Origin of the sequence: Caenispirillum bisanense, from assembly GCF_039523075.1 — a bacterium.
GTDB classification, from domain to species: domain Bacteria; phylum Pseudomonadota; class Alphaproteobacteria; order Rhodospirillales; family Rhodospirillaceae; genus Caenispirillum; species Caenispirillum bisanense.
Genome location: NZ_BAAAEP010000015.1, coordinates 1 through 16,638 on the forward strand (window position 1 = coordinate 1; position 16,638 = coordinate 16,638).

Genomic DNA, 16,638 nt, shown 5'->3' on the forward strand with positions numbered 1-16,638 from the left:
CGCCGCAGGGCGGCCAGCCGCGCCCGCTGCGGCTGCCGCCGCCTGGACCTCCACCGCCGCCGCCGCCGCCGCCTCCAGCTCGGCGACGCCGTCGGTCAGGCGGGCGGTTTCGCGGTGCCATGCCTGCTGCGCCTTGATGCCCTCCAGCACCGCCTGGGCGGCGCGGGCTTCCTCTTCCGCCGTCGCAGCCAGCCGTTCGGCCTCGGCGCGGTCCTCGGCGGTGAGCAGCGACAGCGCCCGCCGCTCGCCGTCCAGCAGGTCGAGCCGGGCGCGCTCCGCCTTGTGCCGCTCGTAGGCCGCCTGCGACAGCCGGCCGTAGACCTCGGTGCCGGTCATCAGTTCCAGCAGGTCGGCGCGGTCGGCCGGCTTGGCCTTCAGGAAGGCGTCGAAGTCGCCCTGGGCCAGCAGCACGGAGCGGCGGAACTGTTCGAAGCTAAGGCCGGTGCGGTCGGCGATGGCGGCCAGGGTTTCCGTCTTGGTGCCGCCCAGGTGGCGGCCGGTGACGGCGCAGCACAGGCTCATGCCCTGGCTTTGCAGCTTGCCGACGGCCTTGTTGCGGGCGCGGCGGACCTCCCAGCGGGCGCGGTAGCGCCCGCCGTCGCGGCCGATGAAGTCAACCTCGGCGAAGCCCTCCGTCGCGCCGTGGCGCAGGATGGTGCGCGGGTCGGTGCCGGCCACGTGCAGGGCGGCATCCACCACGGCGGCGCCGACGGCGGCGCGGGCCGCCGTCTCCAGGCGCGGGAAGCGGTCGTAGAGGGCGAGGCACAGGCAGTCGAGCAGGGTCGACTTGCCGGCGCCGGTCGGGCCGGTGATGGCGAACAGGCCGGCGGCGGCCAGCGGCGCCGTCTCGAACTCCACCGCGAAGTCGCCGGCCAGCGAGGTGAGGTTGCGGCCGCGCAGGGCAAGGATCCTCATGCCGACACGCCCTCCTCAGCGACGGCCAGCGCCGCCGGACCGGCATCGCCGTCGAGCCCTTCCAGCAACTCGCGGAAGGCATGGCGGTGGGCATCGCCCGGCGGTTCGTCATAGAGCCGCGCCCAGGCCCGTTCGAACACCTCTTCCGGGTGCAGGGCGGCAAGGTCGGGAATGTCCGCGGCCGCCGCCGCCCGCGCCTCGCCGCTGCCGCCGTACTCCACATGCAGGCGGCACAGGCGCACCGGCTTGCCGGCCAGGGCCTGGTCGACCTCGTGGCGCAGGCTGGGGCTCGGGCGGTCGAGGCGGACCACCACCTCAAGGTAAGGGCGATGATCGCGGTCGGGCGGCTCCGGCAGGTCGAGCGCCCGCAGGTCCGCCAGCACCTGTTCCGGCGCCGCCGCGCCCTGCGCCGGCACCCGCAGGTAATCCACCGTGCGCGGCACCGGCAGCGGCGTCACCACCGCCGCCTCTGCCACGCCAGGGGGCGGCAGGTCGACCAGCACCACCTGATGGGGATAGTCCTTCTCCGTCACCGACAGCGGCAGCGGGCTGCCGGCGTAGCGCACGGTGTCGCGCCCGCCCACCCGCTGCGGCTTGTGCAGATGGCCGAGGGCGACATAGGCGCAGTCGGCCGGGAAGACGTCGGCCGGCAGGGCATGCTGGTTGCCGCCGAGGATGCGCCGCTCGCTCAGCTCCGACAGGGCGGAGCCGACCATGTAGCAGTGGCCGGTGGCGACCAGGGCGAGCCCCGCCGCCGCCGCCCGCGGCCGGGCGACCGCGAAGACCTGCTCATGCACCGCCCGCACGCCCCAGATCAGCGGGTCGTCCACCTCCTCCTGCGGCACCGGCAGGTCGGACAGGCGCAGGAAGGGAATGGCGGCCACCAGTGCCGCCGGGGCGCCGGTGCGGTCGTGCAGCGGCAGCAGCAGGCGGGCCGGATCCATCGGCAGGCTGCCGACCACATGCACCCCCAGCGGCCGCAGCAGGGCGTCGGGCGCCTCCAGCCGGGCGGCGCTGTCGTGGTTGCCGCCGATGATGACGATGTCCAGCCCCGGCTGCGCCCGTTTGGCGCGGGCGAGGAAGTCGTACAGCATGGCCTGGGCGGCCACCGGCGGGTTCTGGGTGTCGAAGATGTCGCCGGTGATCAGCAGCGCATCCACCGCCTGATCCTGCAGCCGCAGCAGCAGCCATTCCAGGAAGGCGCGATGCTCGGCGTCGCGCGGCAGGCCGTGCAGGTCCTGGCCCAGGTGCCAGTCGGAGGTGTGCAGGAGGCGGAGCGGCGGGCGTGTGGTCATGGCGGCCATCATGCCAGAGAGCGGCGGCGCATCGGGCGGAAATTTTCGCGCCCCGGAGGGTTGTCAGGCCGCCACGCCGCCGGCCAGGAAGGCCTCGAACTCCGCCGCCGGCAGCGGCCGGGCGTAGAGGTAGCCCTGGCCGAGATGGCAGCCGAGGTCGCGCAGCACGGCGGCGTGGTCCTCGCTCTCGATCCCTTCCGCCACCACGTGCAGGTCAAGCGCCTGGGCGAGGTCGATGATGGTGCGGGCGACAGCGCGGTCGGCCCGGCGCTCCGGCAGATGGCGGACGAAGCTCTGGTCGATCTTGAGGGTGGAGAGCGGCAGCTGCCGCAGGTAGCCGAGCGACGAGTAGCCGGTGCCGAAGTCGTCGATGGCGACGGAGGCGCCCATGTCGCGCCATTCCCGCAGCATCCGCACGGCATCGCTGATGTCGCCCATGACGGCGCTTTCGGTGATTTCTACCTCCAGGCTGTCGGGCGGCAGGCCGGCCGCATCCAGGGCGGTGCGGATGCGGCGGCTGAGGTCGTGGACCAGGAACTGACGGCCGGAGACGTTGACGGCGACCACCAGATGCTCGTGCCCGGCGCCGTGCCAGGCGGCGGTCTGGCGGCAGGCCTCGTGCATCACCCAGTCGCCGATGGCGACGATGAGGCCGGTATCCTCCGCCACCGGAATGAACTGGGCCGGCGACACCAGCCCGAGGTCGGGATGCTGCCAGCGCACCAGCGCTTCCATCCCCGCCACCCGGCCGGTCGCCAGGTCGATCTTCGGCTGGTAGCAGAGGCGCAGCTGCTGGCGCTCCACCGCGTGGCGCAGTTCCCGTTCCAGCACGTGGCGGCGGCCGATGGCTTCTTCCATCTCGGGGTGGAAGACGGTGACGCCGGCATCGCCGCGGGCCCGGCCGGCAAACACCGCCAGTCCCGCCCGCTGCACCACCCGCGCCGGGATGCGGCCGTGTTCGGGGAAGTGGGAGACGCCGATGCGGCAGTCGAGCACCAGTTCGTTGCCGTCGACGTGGAACGGTTCCTCCAGCGCCTCGCGCAGGGCGGCGGCCAGCTTCTGCCCGCTGTCGGCGCAGTAGTCGCACACGCCCTCGATGTTCTCGCACAGCACCAGGAAGTCGGCGGCGCCCCAGGCACCGACCACGCCATGGCCGCCGGTGGTTTCCTCCAGCCGCTCGCCGGCCGCCCGCAGCACCTTTTCCGCCACCGCATGGCCGAGGGTGTCGCCGATGCGCCGCAGCCGCTGGACCGCCACATACAGCGCAAGGCCCCCGCGCCCTTCCTCGATCATGGTGCGCAGGCGGGCGATGAGGGCGGTGCGGTTGGGCAGTTCGGTGATGGGGTCGTGGCGGGCGAGGAAGGCCATCTCCTCCTCCGCCAGCTTGCGCTTGGTGACGTCGCGGCCGATGAGGATGTACCAGGGCGCGCCGGCGATCTCCATGCTGCCGAGGGAGGCTTCCAGCGGGAAGATGCTGCCGTCGCTGCGCCGGGCCATGGTTTCCAGCGCCCCCAGGCGCGGCGACCAGCCCTCGCCCAGGAAGGTGGACAACGGCTTGCCGCGCGCCTCCGCCGCCGTCATGTGCAGGGTCTGCTCGGCGGCCGGGTTGAAGTCGTGGATGAGGCCGTCGCCGTCGGCGGTGATGATGACCTCCACCGCGTGATCCATGACGCCGGACAGATGCGCCTCCCGCGCCCGCAGCTCGGCGGTGCGGCGGTCCACCAGCCGTTCCAGGCGGGCAGCGGTCTCGCGGCGGTCCCGCCACAGCACTTCCACCTCCAGCGCGTTGCGGATGCGGTAGAGGGTTTCGGCGCGGTCGAAGGGCTTGGTGATGAAGTCGCGCACGCCGGCTTCCAGCGCCCGCAGACGGGTCTCGATGTCGGTCTGCGCCGTCATGATGATGACCGGCAGGAAGGTGTCGGCGCCCAGGATGTCCCGCAGGCGGCGCACCACCTCGTGACCGTCCATGACCGGCATGCGGATGTCGCAGAGGACGAGGTCGAAGGGGGTCTCGGCGAACTGCGCCACCGCCGCCGCCGGATCGGTCATGCCGGTGACGTCGCGGTAGCCGTCGTCATCCAGCATGTCCTGCAGCAGAGCGACGTTGACGGGGTTGTCGTCGAGGACGAGAACCCGCGCCCGCCGTATCTCCTCCGCCAGATCCTTCATCCCCTGCGGTCCTCCACGGCCCGGGCGATGGCCTGCATCAGTTCGGGGATCACCACCGGCTTGGTCAGATAGGCATCGAAGCCGGCGGCGAGCCCCTTCTGAATGGCGCTGGCCGTCGCATTGGCACTCAGCGCGATCACCGGAATGGCGCGCGTTTGCGGAGTATCGCGCAAAACCCCGATGGCGCGGTAGCCATCCATGCCGGGGAGGTTGATATCCATGATGACGAGGTCGGGGCGGTCCCGAATGGCCATCTCGATACCCAGTTCGGCGGTATGGGCCGTCGACAGGATGGCCTCGCCCACCTCTTCCATCACCTCTTCCATCAGCCGCATGTTGGCCGGGTTGTCCTCGATGTAGAGCACCCGCAGCGACCGCGTGGCGGCCAGTTCCGGCTCCGCCGCCGCGGCCTCGCCGTCGTCGGCCGGTATCAGATCCTTGGCCTCCGAGAGCGGGATGTCGACCCAGAAGGTGCTGCCCACCTCGGCCTCGCTGACGAAGCCGATGGCGCCGCCCATGCGCTCCACCAGTTCGCGGGTCAGGGTGAGGCCGATGCCGGTGCCTTCCACCTCGGTGGTTTCGGCGCCCAGGCGGTTGAACGGCTGAAACAGCTCGCCCTGGCGGTCGGCCGGAATGCCGCGGCCGGTGTCGCTGACGGAAAACCGCATGGTGGCCGGGGCGCCGGGGCCGATGGCCAGGGTGAGGCGGCCGCCGTCGCGGTTGTACTTGACGGCGTTGGACAGCAGGTTGAGCAGCACCTGCTTCAGGCGGGTGTAGTCCGCCCGCACCGCCGGCAGCTGCGCCGGCGCCTCGCGCACCACGGTGATGCCGCGGCGGGCGGCGAGCGTCTCGGTCAGCGACAGGCATTCCTCCACCACGTCGGCGGGGGAGATGTCCTCGATGGACAGGCTCATCTTGCCGGCTTCGATGCGGGCGAGGTCGAGCACTTCGTTGATCAGTTCCAGCAGGTGCTGGCCGCCCTTGAGGATGTGCTGGACGTGGCTCTTTTGCTTGTCGGTCAGCGGCTCGCGGCGGCTGGCCTCCAGCAGCTGGGCGAAGCCGAGGATGGCGTTGAGCGGCGTGCGCAGCTCGTGGCTCATGGACGACAGGAATTCCGACTTGGCCTTGTTGGCGGTGTCGGCTTCCTGCTGGGCCCGCCGCAGTTCCGTCACGTCGGCGCGGATGCCGACGCGGCCGCCGCCGCCGGGGATGGTGCGCTCGGCCACCCGCACCCAGCGCTCGTCGCCCAGGGCATCGACCAGCCGTTCCTCGTACAGCTCCTCGTCCAGGCGGTGGCGGGCCATGCGCTCGGCGATGAACTCCTCCTCGCGGCCGAGGGCGTTGGCGTACTGGCCGTCGCGGACGCCGGCCCGCACCAGATCCTCGAACGGCACGCCGACGTAAAGGTGCGGCGCGAGGCGGGGATAGAGGCTTTTCAGCTTCTCGTTCCACAGCACCACGCGGTCCTCGCTGTCGACCAGCAGGAAGCCGTCGGAGATGTTCTCGATGGCGACGCGCAGGCGGCGCTGGCTTTCCTTGAGCGCCAGTTCCGCCGCCTTGGTGCGGGTGATGTCGCGCACCACGCCGAGCATGCGCACCGGCGTGCCGTCGGCCGCCCGCACCACGTCGCCGCGGGCGTGCAGCCAGTGGATGCGGCCGTTGGGCCAGATCACCCGATGCTCGACGTCAAACGCCCGCAGGCCCTGGATGCAGGCATCGGCGGCGGCGGTGACCGCCGCCCGGTCGGCGGGGTGGACGGACTCCATCAGGTCGGCATGGGTGCGGCCCACGCACTGGCCGGGGTGGCCGAACAGCGCCGCCATGCGGTCGGAGCAATAGACGGCGCCGCTCTCCAGCGTCCATTCCCAGGTGCCGATCTCGGCGAAGGCGGTGGCGCGCTGCAGGCGTTCCTCGCTGACCTTCAGGTCTTCCTCGGCGCGCTTGCGGTCGGTGATGTCCTGCATGACGCCGAAGATGGCGGTGGCGGCACCCCCTTCATCCACCTCGCAGCGGGCCAGGATGGCGACGTCGCGCACCGTGCCGTCGGGCAGTGCCGTCGGGCAGCACCACCTGGGTGTCGAGCGAGAAGCCGGTGCCGCCGGCCAGGGCCTGCACCACCGCCTCCATCACCCGTGGCCGCTCCGCCTCCGGGTGGCAGGCGACGACGGCGTCCACGGTCGGGGTGAAGGTGTCGCGCGGGCGGCCGAAGATGTCGAACATGCCGTCGGACCAGGTGACCTCGCGCGTGTGGCGCTCCACCCGCCAGTGACCGATGCCGGCCAGCTGTTCCGCCAGTCCGAGCAGGCGGTTGCGTTCGCGCAGCGCCTCCTGGGCGGCGCTCCAGTCGGACAGGTCGCGCAGGATGCCGGTGAAGACCACCTCGCCGTCGCCCAGGTCGACCCGGCTGACCGCCAGCTCGCAGGGGAAGATGGAGCCGTCCTTGCGGCGGGCCGGCACCTCCCGCCCGATGCCGATGATGCGCGGCACGCGGGTGTCGTGGTAGCGCTGCATGTAGCCGTCGTGGGCGGAGGCATGCGGCTCCGGCATCAGCATGCTGACGTTGCGGCCGATCATCTCCGCCTCCGTCCAGCCGAACAGGGTTTCGGTGGCGGCGTTGACGGTCTGGATGATGCCGCGGGCGTCGATGGTGAGGATGGGGTCGACGGCGGTCTGCAGGATGGAGCGCAGGCGGTGTTCGCTGACCGCCAGATCGTGCCTTGCTTTCTGCGTCGCAGTCTCGCGCTCGGTCGCATCGCGCAAGGCGGTGCGCAGGTCGAGCGCATCCACCGCCATGGCCGCCAGATCGGCCAGCACCTGCCGCTGGTCCGCCGTCAGGGTACGCGGCTGGCGGTCGATGACGCACAGCGAGCCGAGGGCGATGCCGTCGCGGGTGACCAGCGGCGCGCCAGCGTAGTAGCGGATGCCGGGCGCGCCGGTCACCAGCGGGTTGTCGGCGAAGCGTGGATCGCGGGTGGCGTCCGGCACCTCCATCACCCCCTCGCCGCAGATGGCATGGGCGCAGAAGGCGACTTCGCGCGGCGTCTCGCGGACGTCCAGGCCGACGATGGACTTGAACCATTGCCGATCGGAGTCAATGAGCGACACCGCCGCGATGGGCATGTCGAGCAGCGAGGCCGCCAGCCGGGTGACCCGCTCGAACTCCGCTTCCGGGGCGGTGTCGAGGATCTGGTAGGCGCGCAGACGCCCCAGGCGCGCGGCCTCCGCTTCAGCTGCCGGAAAGACTGTCGTCGCCACCGTATCCATCCTGCTCTCCAGGTTGCACCCGCGCCATGCAAGCACCGGACCATGCACCCCACCCATGGCACCGGCGAAGATATACCCTTCGGGCGAATATGGAACTCTTTTGACTTCATCCAAGAGATAGAGCGCCTGGGCCACCCGGCGGTGCCAGTCGCCGCCGCAGTTGCGCGATCGGGCCATTCCCGGGCGCATCCGGCTATACAACCACTGTCACAAAGCCTATACTCCCAGCGCGGGAACATCCGTGCGCGGCACTGCCGCTACGGGCACCCGCCGGCCGTGGGGGTACGGCTGCTCGGTCCGGCAGGCTGAAAGACCTGCGTCGGGGGGAGATGGGGCATGTGGGATGCCGGAGGGACGCGCGGGCCATCCGCCTTCATCCTGCCATCAGGGTGGATGAGCCGCATTGCCGCGGCCGAAACGGTCGAGGCCCTGCAGACGACCGCCGACGCCCTGGCCGCCGAGATCGGCTTCGGCCACGTCACCTATACCCTGCACCTGCCCAACGACCCGACCCGCATCCCCCTGCTGTTCACCAGCTACCCGCAGGGCTGGGTGCAGCATTACAGCGAGCACAACTTCTTTTCCGTCGACCCGGTGATCCGGCTGGCCCGCCTGGGCCGCCCGTTCGGCTGGCGCGACATCCCCGACTCCGTCCGCGCCGGCACCGGCCGCCATGTGCTGAGCGAGGCGCGCGAGTTCGGGGTGGTGGACGGCTACTGCGTGCCCATCCTGGGAACGTCGTCCATCGGCGCCTTCAACGCCACCGCGCAAGGCTCGGCGCGGGAGCGGGACGAAGCCCTGCGCTACGGCACCGAATCGCTGGTCGCGCTGGGCAACGTGGTGCATGAACGGGCCCGCCTGCTGACCATGCGCGAGGCCGGCGCCATCGTCGCCCGCCTGAGCCCGGTGGAAAGCGAGATGGTGCAGCGCCTGGTCACCGGCCTCAACGAGGATCAGGTGGTCGCCGCCATGCGCCTTGGCGACGGCGAGTTCCGCCGCCTGCTGGCGTCGGTGATGAGCAAGCTCGACACCACAACGCCGGACCAGCTGCGCGCCCGCACCGCCCTGCTGGGCCTGGCGGAAGCGTCCTGACAGGCGAACTCCGGGGCGGGTAGCTCATCCTTTGGTCACGCCTTTGCTACCGTAAATCCGGCAGCCCCGAAGCTTCGGCAACCGTCACTGTTACACTGACGACGCCGAGGAGCTGCACGATGTCCAATGTGGCCGCGCCCCTGCTGCACCGCCTGTCGCGGGTGGTTGACCTGAGCACGGAAGACCTGTGGGCGCTGAAAAGCATGCTCGCCGACTGCATCAGCGTGCCCGCCGGCACCGCCCTGGTGCGCGAGGGCGAGCCGAGCCGGCATACCTTCCTGCTCGCCTCCGGCTGGGCCCTGCGCGAGCGCCACTTGCGCGACGGCAGCCGGCAGGTGGTGAACTTCCTGGTCCCCGGCGACCTGAGCGAGCCGGGCGTGCTGGTGACGGAGGCCGCCGACCATTCCATCACCACCCTCACCGAAGCCCGCGTCTGCCGCGTCGGGCACCGCGCCTGGTTCGACACCATGACCGCCTCGCCGGCGCTGACCATGGCGCTGTGGTGGCTCGCCACCCACGAGGAAGCGGTGCTGAAGGAGCATCTGGTCTCCCTCGGCCGGCGGTCGTCGCGCCAGCGCCTGCTCTACCTGCTGTGGGAACTGTGGCGGCGGCTGGACCTCGCCGGGCAGCTGCGCCCCGATGGCTCCTTCGCCTTTCCCGCCCGCCGCGACGACCTTGCCGATGCCGCCGGCCTGACGCCGCGCCACCTCGGCCGGGTGCTGGCGGAACTGCGCAGCGACGGCATGCTGACCCTGACCGGCAGCCACGTCGTCATCACCGACCCCGCCCGCCTGCTGAAGGCCGGCGACTGCCGCGACGTCTACCTGCAGATCGAGCCGCTGGCCAAGGGCTTCAAGGACTATCTGTCTCAGCCACGGCAACCGCCGCTGCCTCAGGTACCGCCGCCGCCGGTGGCGGTGAGTAGCCACACCGGCAGCACGTGACCTGATGCCAGGTGCCGGGAAACAGGTTGGGGAACAGTTCGGCCGAAACAGTCTCGTCGGCGCCCGGCAGGCAGGTGCGGCACAGAATCGCGCCGTCGGTCGAGCGGCGATACAGCGGCCTCATCCTCGACCCTCCCGGCTCATCAGGTTGCACAGAAGGTCGGACGCTAACACGACTTTGGATTGATAAGCGCCGACATTTGTCTGCCCGCAGCCCCTGCCGTCATAAGAAAACGAAACCGCGCGACATATGTCCGCGCGGGAGCCGGGGCGCGTGCAGATACTCCCCGCTATTCTAATGGTTTACTGCCCAACGGGGGCCACCACGGACGCTTGATGAGAGACCGCTCGCCGCCAGATCCTTCCCGCACCGTGCCGGGCGCCCCGCCCGTGTCCGCCACTGCCGAAGCCTTCTTCCGCAAGCTGACGACGGTTGTACGCCTGGAGGCGCGCGACCGCAGTGCGCTGGAGGCGGCGCTCGGCGGGCCGGCGCGGGTGCGGCCGGGTGTCATCCTGATGCGGGAGGGCGAGCCCACCCCCGGCGGCTTCGTGCTGGCCGCCGGCTGGGCCATCCGCGAGCGGCTGCTGAACGACGGCCGCCGCCAGGTCATCGGCTTCATGCTGCCGGGCGATGCCTCCACCCCCGGCGTGTTCGTCGGCGAGGTGGCCGACCACACCGTCACCGCCCTCACCGAGGCGACCATCCTGCGCTTCACCCATCCCGCCTGGGCGACGGCGGCCCGCAGCAGCGGCCGGGTGGCGGCGGCACTGTGGTGGCTTACCGCCCACGAGGCGGCGCTGCGGCAGGAACATATCGTCGCCCTCGGCCGCCGCTCGGCGCGCGAGCGCATCCTGTATCTGGTGTGGGAGACGTGGCGCCGGCTGCAGCTGGTGGGGCTGGCCGGCAGCGGCACCTTCGACCTGCCGGTGAGCTACGAGGTGCTGGCCGACGCCACCGGCATGACGCCGCGCCACCTGGGCCGGGTGCTGGCCGGGCTGCACGAGGAAGGGGTGTTCCGCTTCAAGAACGGCGTGCTCACCATCCTCGACCCCGACCGCCTGACCGATGCCTGCGACTGCCGCGACGAGCTGCTGCATCTGGTGCCGGTGCCGGAAGGCGTGCGGCGGGCGCTGGATGCCGAGCCGCCACCGCCGCCCGCCGAGAATGGCGACACCGGCGGCGATATTCGCGGCGACTCCGGCGCCTCCCGGCGCTGAAAACGGACAGGGCGGACCGTGCGGCCCGCCCTGCCCTCGCGACGGCCGGAAGCCCGATCAGGCCGCCTGCGTCGTACCGGCCGGGGCATCCTCGTTCAACGTCAGCAGGGAGGCATTGCCGCCCGCCGCCGTCATGTCGATGGTGAGGGTGCGTTCGGCCGCGAAGCGGTGGGCGTAGTGCGGCCCGAAGGCCTCGACGACCAGCGGCACGATGGGACCGGGGCGGCCGGCCAGCGTCACCGCCAGCTGGCGCTGCACGTCCTCGCTGCCCCGCCAGGCCACCGCCTCCACCCGCTCGTCGGCGGCCAGGGCGAGCGGATCGGCGCCTTCCACCAGGGTCAGCACGCCGGCCGGCACGCCGGCCTGATGCAGCACGCCCACCAGCCGCTCCACCGCCACCGCCAGGGCCGCGTCGGGCGCCGCCACCACCGTGCAGCCGGCCGCCAGCGCCGCCGCCACCTGGGCGACGGCGGCCGCGAAGAAGGCGCCGTCGCCGGTGATGCAGACGGTGATGCCGCGGCCGTGCAGCTGCAGCTCGTTGTGCTCGCCGGTGGGGCCGGGCAGCCGCACCGCCTTGCCGAACTCGCTGCGCGCCTGTTCCGCCAGGGTGTAGAGGATCTCCCGCGCCGCCACCACTTCCCCGGCGGCATCGCCGAGGCCGCGGCCGGTGGCGCGGGCGATCACCGCCGCCGCCAGGGGGGCCGCCCGCGACAGCGCCTCGGCGGCGTCCTCCAGCATGGTGCCGCGACGCACGCCGCCCAGGCGATCCCACGCCGGCGCGGCGGTGCGGGCGGCATCGAGCGCCTGATGCAGGCCGGTGTGCGAGCCCTCGGCCCGCGGCAGGTCGCCGGGCAGCAGCTTGCCGGCGTTCATTTCCACCCCGCGCACCTCGTCGGCGCGGCCCTCGTCCTCCACCGCCTGCGCCACCGGCCGGGCGAAGCGGGCGATGTAGTGCGGGCCGCCGGCCTTCGGTCCGGTGCCCGACAGGCCCTCGCCGCCGAACGGCTGCACGCCGACCACGGCGCCGATCATGTTGCGGTTGACATAGGTATTGCCGATCCGCGACTGGGCGTGGATGTTGCGCGCCTTGCGGTCGATGCGGGTGTGGATGCCCATGGTCAGGCCGAAGCGGGTGTCGCGGATGGCCTTCACCACCGCGTCCAGCTCCGACGCCTTGTAGCGCACCACGTGCAGCACCGGGCCGAACACCTCCCGCTCCAGCACGCTGATGTCGCGGATTTCATAGGCGACGGGGGCGAAGAAGGTGCCGCCGTCGCAGGCCGCCGGCACGTCCACCCGGTGGATCAGCCTGGCGTCGCGGTCCATGCGCGCCGCGTGGGCGAGCAGGCCGGCGCGGGCGTCGTCGTCGATGACCGGGCCGACGTCGGTGGTCAGCAGCGCCGGGTCGCCGACCGTCAGTTCCTCCATGGCGCCCTTCAGCATGGCGATCATGCCGTCGGCCACATCTTCCTGCACGTACATCACCCGCAGGGCGGAGCAGCGCTGCCCGGCGGAGCCGAAGGCCGACAGGATGGCATCGCGGATCACCTGCTCCGGCAGGGCGGAGCTGTCGACGATCATGGCGTTCTGGCCGCCGGTCTCGGCGATCAGCGGCGCCGTGCCACCGGCCCGCTCGGCCAGGGCGCGGCTGATGATGTGGGCGACCTCCACCGATCCGGTGAAGGCGACGCCGGCGACGCGCGGGTCCTTCACCAGCGTCGCGCCCACCGTCTCGCCGCGACCGGGCAGCAGCGCCAGCACGTCGCCCGGCACCCCCGCCTCGTGGAACAGGGCGACGGTGGCAGCGGCGATCAGGCTGGTCTGTTCCGCCGGCTTGGCGATCACCGCGTTGCCGGCCGCCAGGGCCGCCGTCACTTGGCCGGTGAAGATGGCGAGCGGGAAGTTCCACGGGCTGATGCACAGGAAGATGCCGCGGCCGCGCATCTCCACCTGCGCCGCCCGGCCGCCGTCCAGGGTCGGCATGGCCACCGCCTGGCCGAAGGTTTCGCGGCAGCGCCGGGCGTAGTAGCGCAGGAAGTCCACCGCCTCGCGCACCTCGGCGACGGCATCGCTGACGGTCTTGCCGGCCTCGCGCACGCAGAGGGCCATCAGCGCCGGCATGCGCGCTTCCATCATGGCGGCGACGGTCTCGAAGCAGCGGGCGCGGGTGTCGGGGTCGGTGGCGTCCCAGTCCTGCCACGCCGCCTCGGCGCGGGCGAGCGCCTCCTGCACGTCGTCGGCGGTGGCTTCGGTCAGGTGGCCGACGACGCGGGAGCGGTCGGCCGGGTCGGTGACCGGGCGGCCGTTGCCGGTGCGCAGGCTGCCGCCGATGACCGGCCCGCCCTGCCAGCTGCCGCAGCCGGCGGCCTCCATGGCGCGGTCCACCGGGGCAAGGCGGGTGAAGTCCGACAGGTCGATGCCGCGGGCGTTCAGGCGGCCGTCGGGGAACAGGTCGCGCGGCTGCGGAATGTGCGGATGGCGCTTCGGCGTCAGCGAGGCCAGACGCTCCACCGGGTCGGTGATGATCGCCTCAATGGGGGTGCGGTCGTCCACCAGCCGGTTGACGAAGCTGGTGTTGGCGCCGTTCTCCAGCAGGCGGCGGACCAGATAGCTCAGCAGTTCGGCATGGCCGCCCACCGGCGCATAGATGCGGCAGGGCACGTTGCGCTTGTTGTGGCCGACGATCTCGTCATACAGCTCCTCGCCCATGCCGTGCAGGCGCTGGAACTCGAACGCCTTGTCGCCGCCCAGCTCCAGGATGGTCGCCACGGTGTGGGCGTTGTGGGTGGCGAACTGGGGGAAGAACAGGTCGTCGCGGGCCAGCAGCTTCTTGGCGCAGGCGATGTAGCTGACGTCGGTGGTGACCTTGCGGGTCCACACCGGATAGCCCTCCAGCCCCAGTTCCTGGCTGCGCTTGATTTCCGTATCCCAGTAGGCGCCCTTCACCAGCCGCACGTTCATGCGGCGGCCGACGCGCTCCACCATGCCGGCCAGCACGTCGATGACGGCGCGGGTGCGCTTGGCATAGGCCTGGATGGCGAGGCCGAAGCCGTTCCAGCCTTCCAGCGACGGGTCGGCGTAGACCTTCTCGATCAGTTCCAGCGACAGTTCCAGCCGCTCCGCCTCCTCGGCATCGACGCAGAAGCCGATGTCGTACTGGCGGGCCTGCCGGGCCAGGGTGAGCAGGCGGCCGGCCAGCACGTCGAGCATCTCCGCCCGCCGCGCCGGTTCATAGCGCGGGTGCAGGGCCGACAGCTTGACCGAGATGCCGTTGCCCTCGATCACCCCCTTGCCGGCGGCATTGCGGCCGATGGCGTCGATGGCGGTCTGATAGGCGCGGTAGTAGCGGGCGGCGTCTTCCTCGGTGCGGGCGGCCTCGCCCAGCATGTCGAAGGAATAGCGGTAGCCCTTCTTCACCATCTCCTGGCCACGCTCCATGGCCTCCTCGATGGTGCGGCCGAGCACGAACTGGCGGCCCATGACGCGCATGGCCTGGCGCAGCGCCTGGCGGATCACCGGCTCGCCCAGGCGGGCCACCATGCGGCGGAGCGTGCCCTGCGGCGCATCGACCGGCAGGTCGGTGGGGCCGAGGATGCGGCCGGTGAGCATCAGCCCGAGGGTGGAGGCATTGACGAAGATGGACCGCGACGACCCCAGGTGCTTTTCCCAGTCGGTGCCGGCGATCTTGTCGTGGATCAGGCGGTCGGCGGTTTCCGGGTCGGGCACGCGCAGCAGCGCCTCGGCCAGGCACATGAGCACCAGGCCTTCTTCCGTCGACAGGTCGTATTCGTTCATGAAGGCGTCGATGCCCGACCGCAGGGTGCGGTTGGCGCGCACCGCCTCCACCAGCGTATAGGCGGTGCGGCCGATGCGGTCGCGAGCCTCGGCGGGGATGGCGGCCTCGGCCAGCAGGTCGGCGACCAGCGCATCCTCGTCACCGCGGTAGGTGGCCTGCAGATGGTCGCGCCAGGCGGGGGCCGGGGGCGCGTCGTCACGGAAGATCATGATGCACCAACTCCCAAAGGGCGGCAGGCCGCCAGAAGCTCGCTCGTTTCCATGGATATGGGGGGCGGCGGGCACGAGGAAAGCCGCGCCGCCCCGCCTTTGCGTACCGGCCGCCGGTCAGCGGGCGCGGTCGAACTCGCTGCGCACGCGGGCAAACTCCGCCCGCACCTCCGGCGACACCTCGCCGCCGAACAGGCTGACGACGACGGCGGTCAGGCCGCAGAACAGGAAGCCGGGCAGGATTTCGTAGACGTCGAACAGGCCGCCCGACAGTTCCGCCCACACCACCACGGTGGCGGCACCGACCAGGATGCCTGCCAGCGCACCGTTGCGCGACAGCCGTTCCCACGTCAGCGACAGCAGGATGATCGGGCCGAAGGCGGCGCCGAAGCCGGCCCAGGCATAGGACACCAGATCAAGCACCGACCGGTCCGGGTTGGACGCCATCCAGATCGCCAGCAGCGCGATGCCGAGCACCGCCAGCCGGCCGACCCACACCAGTTCGGTCTCGCTGGCCTCTCGGCGGAACAGCTGCTTGTAGAAGTCTTCGGTGATGGCCGACGACGACACCAGCAGCTGGCTGTCGATGGTGGACATCACCGCCGCCAGGATGGCGGCCAGCAGGATGCCGGAAATCACCGGGTGGAACAGCACGTTGGACAGCACGATGAACACCTGCTCGCTGTCCCCCACCTCGCCATGCAGGTAGGCGACGCCGACGAAGCCGGTGAAGATGGCGCCATAGAGCGACAGCACCATCCAGCCCATGCCGATCACCCGCGCCTTCGGCACGTCGCCGGCCGAGCGCAGCGCCATGAAGCGGGCCAGGATGTGCGGCTGGCCGAAGTAGCCGAGGCCCCAGGCCATCAGCGACACGATGCCGAGCAGGGTCATGTCGTGGAAGGCATCCAGGAAGCCGGGGTTGATGGCCGCCGCTTCCTGCGTCACCGCATCCCAGCCGCCGACCTCCATCATGGTCACCACCGGCACCGCGATCAGCGCCAGGAACATCAGCAGGCCCTGCACGAAGTCGGTCCACGACACCGCCAGGAAGCCGCCGAGGAAGGTGTAGGAGATGATGACGATGGCCCCCACCCACAGGGCGGAGGTGTAGCTCATCTCGAAGCTGGCCTCGAACAGCTTGGCGCCCGCCACCAGGCCGGAGCTGGTGTAGAAGGTGAAGAACACCAGGATGACCAGGGCGGAGATCACCCGCAGCAGGCGGGACCGGTCATGGAAGCGGTTTTCCAGGAAGTCCGGCAGGGTCAGCGAGTCCGCCGCCACCTCGGTGTAGATGCGCAGCCGGCCGGCCACGTACCACCAGTTCAGGAAGGCGCCGATGGTCAGGCCGACGGCAATCCAGATCTGGTTCATGCCGGCGGCGAACACCGCGCCGGGCAGGCCCAGCAGCAGCCAGCCGCTCATGTCCGAGGCACCGGCCGACAGGGCCGCCACGCCGGGGCCGAGACGGCGGCCGCCGAGGATGTAGTCGGACAGGTTGGCGGTGACGCGGTAGGCATAGACGCCGATGCCGAGCATGGCGACCAGGTAGATAATGAAGGTGATGAGGGTGGTGTTGGTCACCGGCCGGCCTCCCGCTGTTCATGGCGCAGCCACGACACCACGGAAATGATCACCACCAGCGGCATGGGCACCAGCAGCCACAGCCATGTTGCCATCGTCAGACCGGACTCCATTGGACTCCCCTGGATTTTCTCTTGTTGAGCACCGCAGCG

At 71.2% G+C, this 16,638-nt stretch carries 10 protein-coding genes; 3 read left to right on the top strand and 7 right to left on the bottom strand.

Features of this window, described 5'->3' with window-relative positions:
* The 5 genes from ABD056_RS08645 to ABD056_RS08665 form a co-directional block, all read right to left on the bottom strand.
* Nucleotides 1-915, bottom strand: a 915-nt coding sequence (locus ABD056_RS08645; protein WP_343866154.1) for an AAA family ATPase, incomplete at its 3' end; no start/stop codon positions are given.
* Nucleotides 912-2,210 carry an exonuclease SbcCD subunit D C-terminal domain-containing protein gene (locus tag ABD056_RS08650; RefSeq protein ID WP_343866155.1) on the bottom strand — a complete coding sequence of 433 codons (1,299 nt, stop codon included), beginning with the start codon at nt 2,208-2,210 and terminating at the stop codon, nt 912-914. The genes ABD056_RS08650 and ABD056_RS08645, both read right to left, overlap by 4 nt.
* A gap of 63 nt (nt 2,211-2,273) precedes the next feature.
* The gene (locus ABD056_RS08655; RefSeq protein ID WP_343866156.1) at nt 2,274-4,379 is read right to left on the bottom strand and encodes a putative bifunctional diguanylate cyclase/phosphodiesterase; all 2,106 of its coding nucleotides are present in this window, start codon (nt 4,377-4,379) and stop codon (nt 2,274-2,276) included.
* Entirely contained in the window at nt 4,376-6,415 is a 2,040-nt protein-coding gene (locus tag ABD056_RS08660; RefSeq protein ID WP_343866157.1) for an ATP-binding protein, read from the bottom strand. Before ABD056_RS08660 ends, ABD056_RS08655 begins: the two co-directional genes overlap by 4 nt.
* Nucleotides 6,375-7,820 (bottom strand): PAS domain S-box protein, encoded by a 1,446-nt coding sequence (locus ABD056_RS08665; RefSeq protein ID WP_343866158.1) that lies wholly within the window; start codon nt 7,818-7,820, stop codon nt 6,375-6,377. Before ABD056_RS08665 ends, ABD056_RS08660 begins: the two co-directional genes overlap by 41 nt.
* 216 nt (nt 7,821-8,036) lie before the next feature.
* On the opposite strand from ABD056_RS08665, the gene ABD056_RS08670 reads away from it, so the two are divergent.
* The 3 genes from ABD056_RS08670 to ABD056_RS08680 all read left to right on the top strand — a co-directional run bounded on the left by ABD056_RS08670 (nt 8,037) and on the right by ABD056_RS08680 (nt 10,897).
* Nucleotides 8,037-8,735, top strand: coding sequence for an autoinducer binding domain-containing protein (locus ABD056_RS08670; protein ID WP_343866159.1), 699 nt, complete (start codon nt 8,037-8,039; stop codon nt 8,733-8,735).
* A 119-nt stretch (nt 8,736-8,854) separates the two neighbouring features.
* Nucleotides 8,855-9,679, top strand: coding sequence for a Crp/Fnr family transcriptional regulator (locus ABD056_RS08675; protein ID WP_343866160.1), 825 nt, complete (start codon nt 8,855-8,857; stop codon nt 9,677-9,679).
* 390 nt (nt 9,680-10,069) lie between these two features.
* Entirely contained in the window at nt 10,070-10,897 is an 828-nt protein-coding gene (locus ABD056_RS08680) for a Crp/Fnr family transcriptional regulator (RefSeq protein ID WP_343866161.1), read from the top strand.
* Nucleotides 10,898-10,954: 57 nt separating this feature from the next.
* Here ABD056_RS08680 and putA read toward each other — a convergent pair whose 3' ends face one another.
* Nucleotides 10,955-14,902, bottom strand: a complete 3,948-nt coding sequence (gene putA, locus ABD056_RS08685) for a bifunctional proline dehydrogenase/L-glutamate gamma-semialdehyde dehydrogenase PutA (RefSeq protein WP_343866162.1) — start codon at nt 14,900-14,902, stop codon at nt 10,955-10,957.
* Nucleotides 14,903-15,019: 117 nt separating this feature from the next.
* Nucleotides 15,020-16,486 carry a sodium/proline symporter PutP gene (gene putP, locus ABD056_RS08690; protein ID WP_343866163.1) on the bottom strand — a complete coding sequence of 489 codons (1,467 nt, stop codon included), beginning with the start codon at nt 16,484-16,486 and terminating at the stop codon, nt 15,020-15,022.
* Nucleotides 16,487-16,638 lie beyond the last annotated feature (152 nt).

What these genes read in the sequence shown, in the direction of transcription:
- ABD056_RS08650 (WP_343866155.1), bottom strand. Translation starts at nt 2,210, where the DNA reads ATGACCACACGCCCGCCGCTCCGCCTCCTGCACACCTCCGACTGGCAC.
- ABD056_RS08655 (WP_343866156.1), bottom strand. Translation starts at nt 4,379, where the DNA reads ATGAAGGATCTGGCGGAGGAGATACGGCGGGCGCGGGTTCTCGTCCTC.
- ABD056_RS08665 (WP_343866158.1), bottom strand. Translation starts at nt 7,820, where the DNA reads ATGGCCCGATCGCGCAACTGCGGCGGCGACTGGCACCGCCGGGTGGCC.
- ABD056_RS08670 (WP_343866159.1), top strand. Translation starts at nt 8,037, where the DNA reads ATGAGCCGCATTGCCGCGGCCGAAACGGTCGAGGCCCTGCAGACGACC.
- ABD056_RS08675 (WP_343866160.1), top strand. Translation starts at nt 8,855, where the DNA reads ATGTCCAATGTGGCCGCGCCCCTGCTGCACCGCCTGTCGCGGGTGGTT.
- putA (WP_343866162.1), bottom strand. Translation starts at nt 14,902, where the DNA reads ATGATCTTCCGTGACGACGCGCCCCCGGCCCCCGCCTGGCGCGACCAT.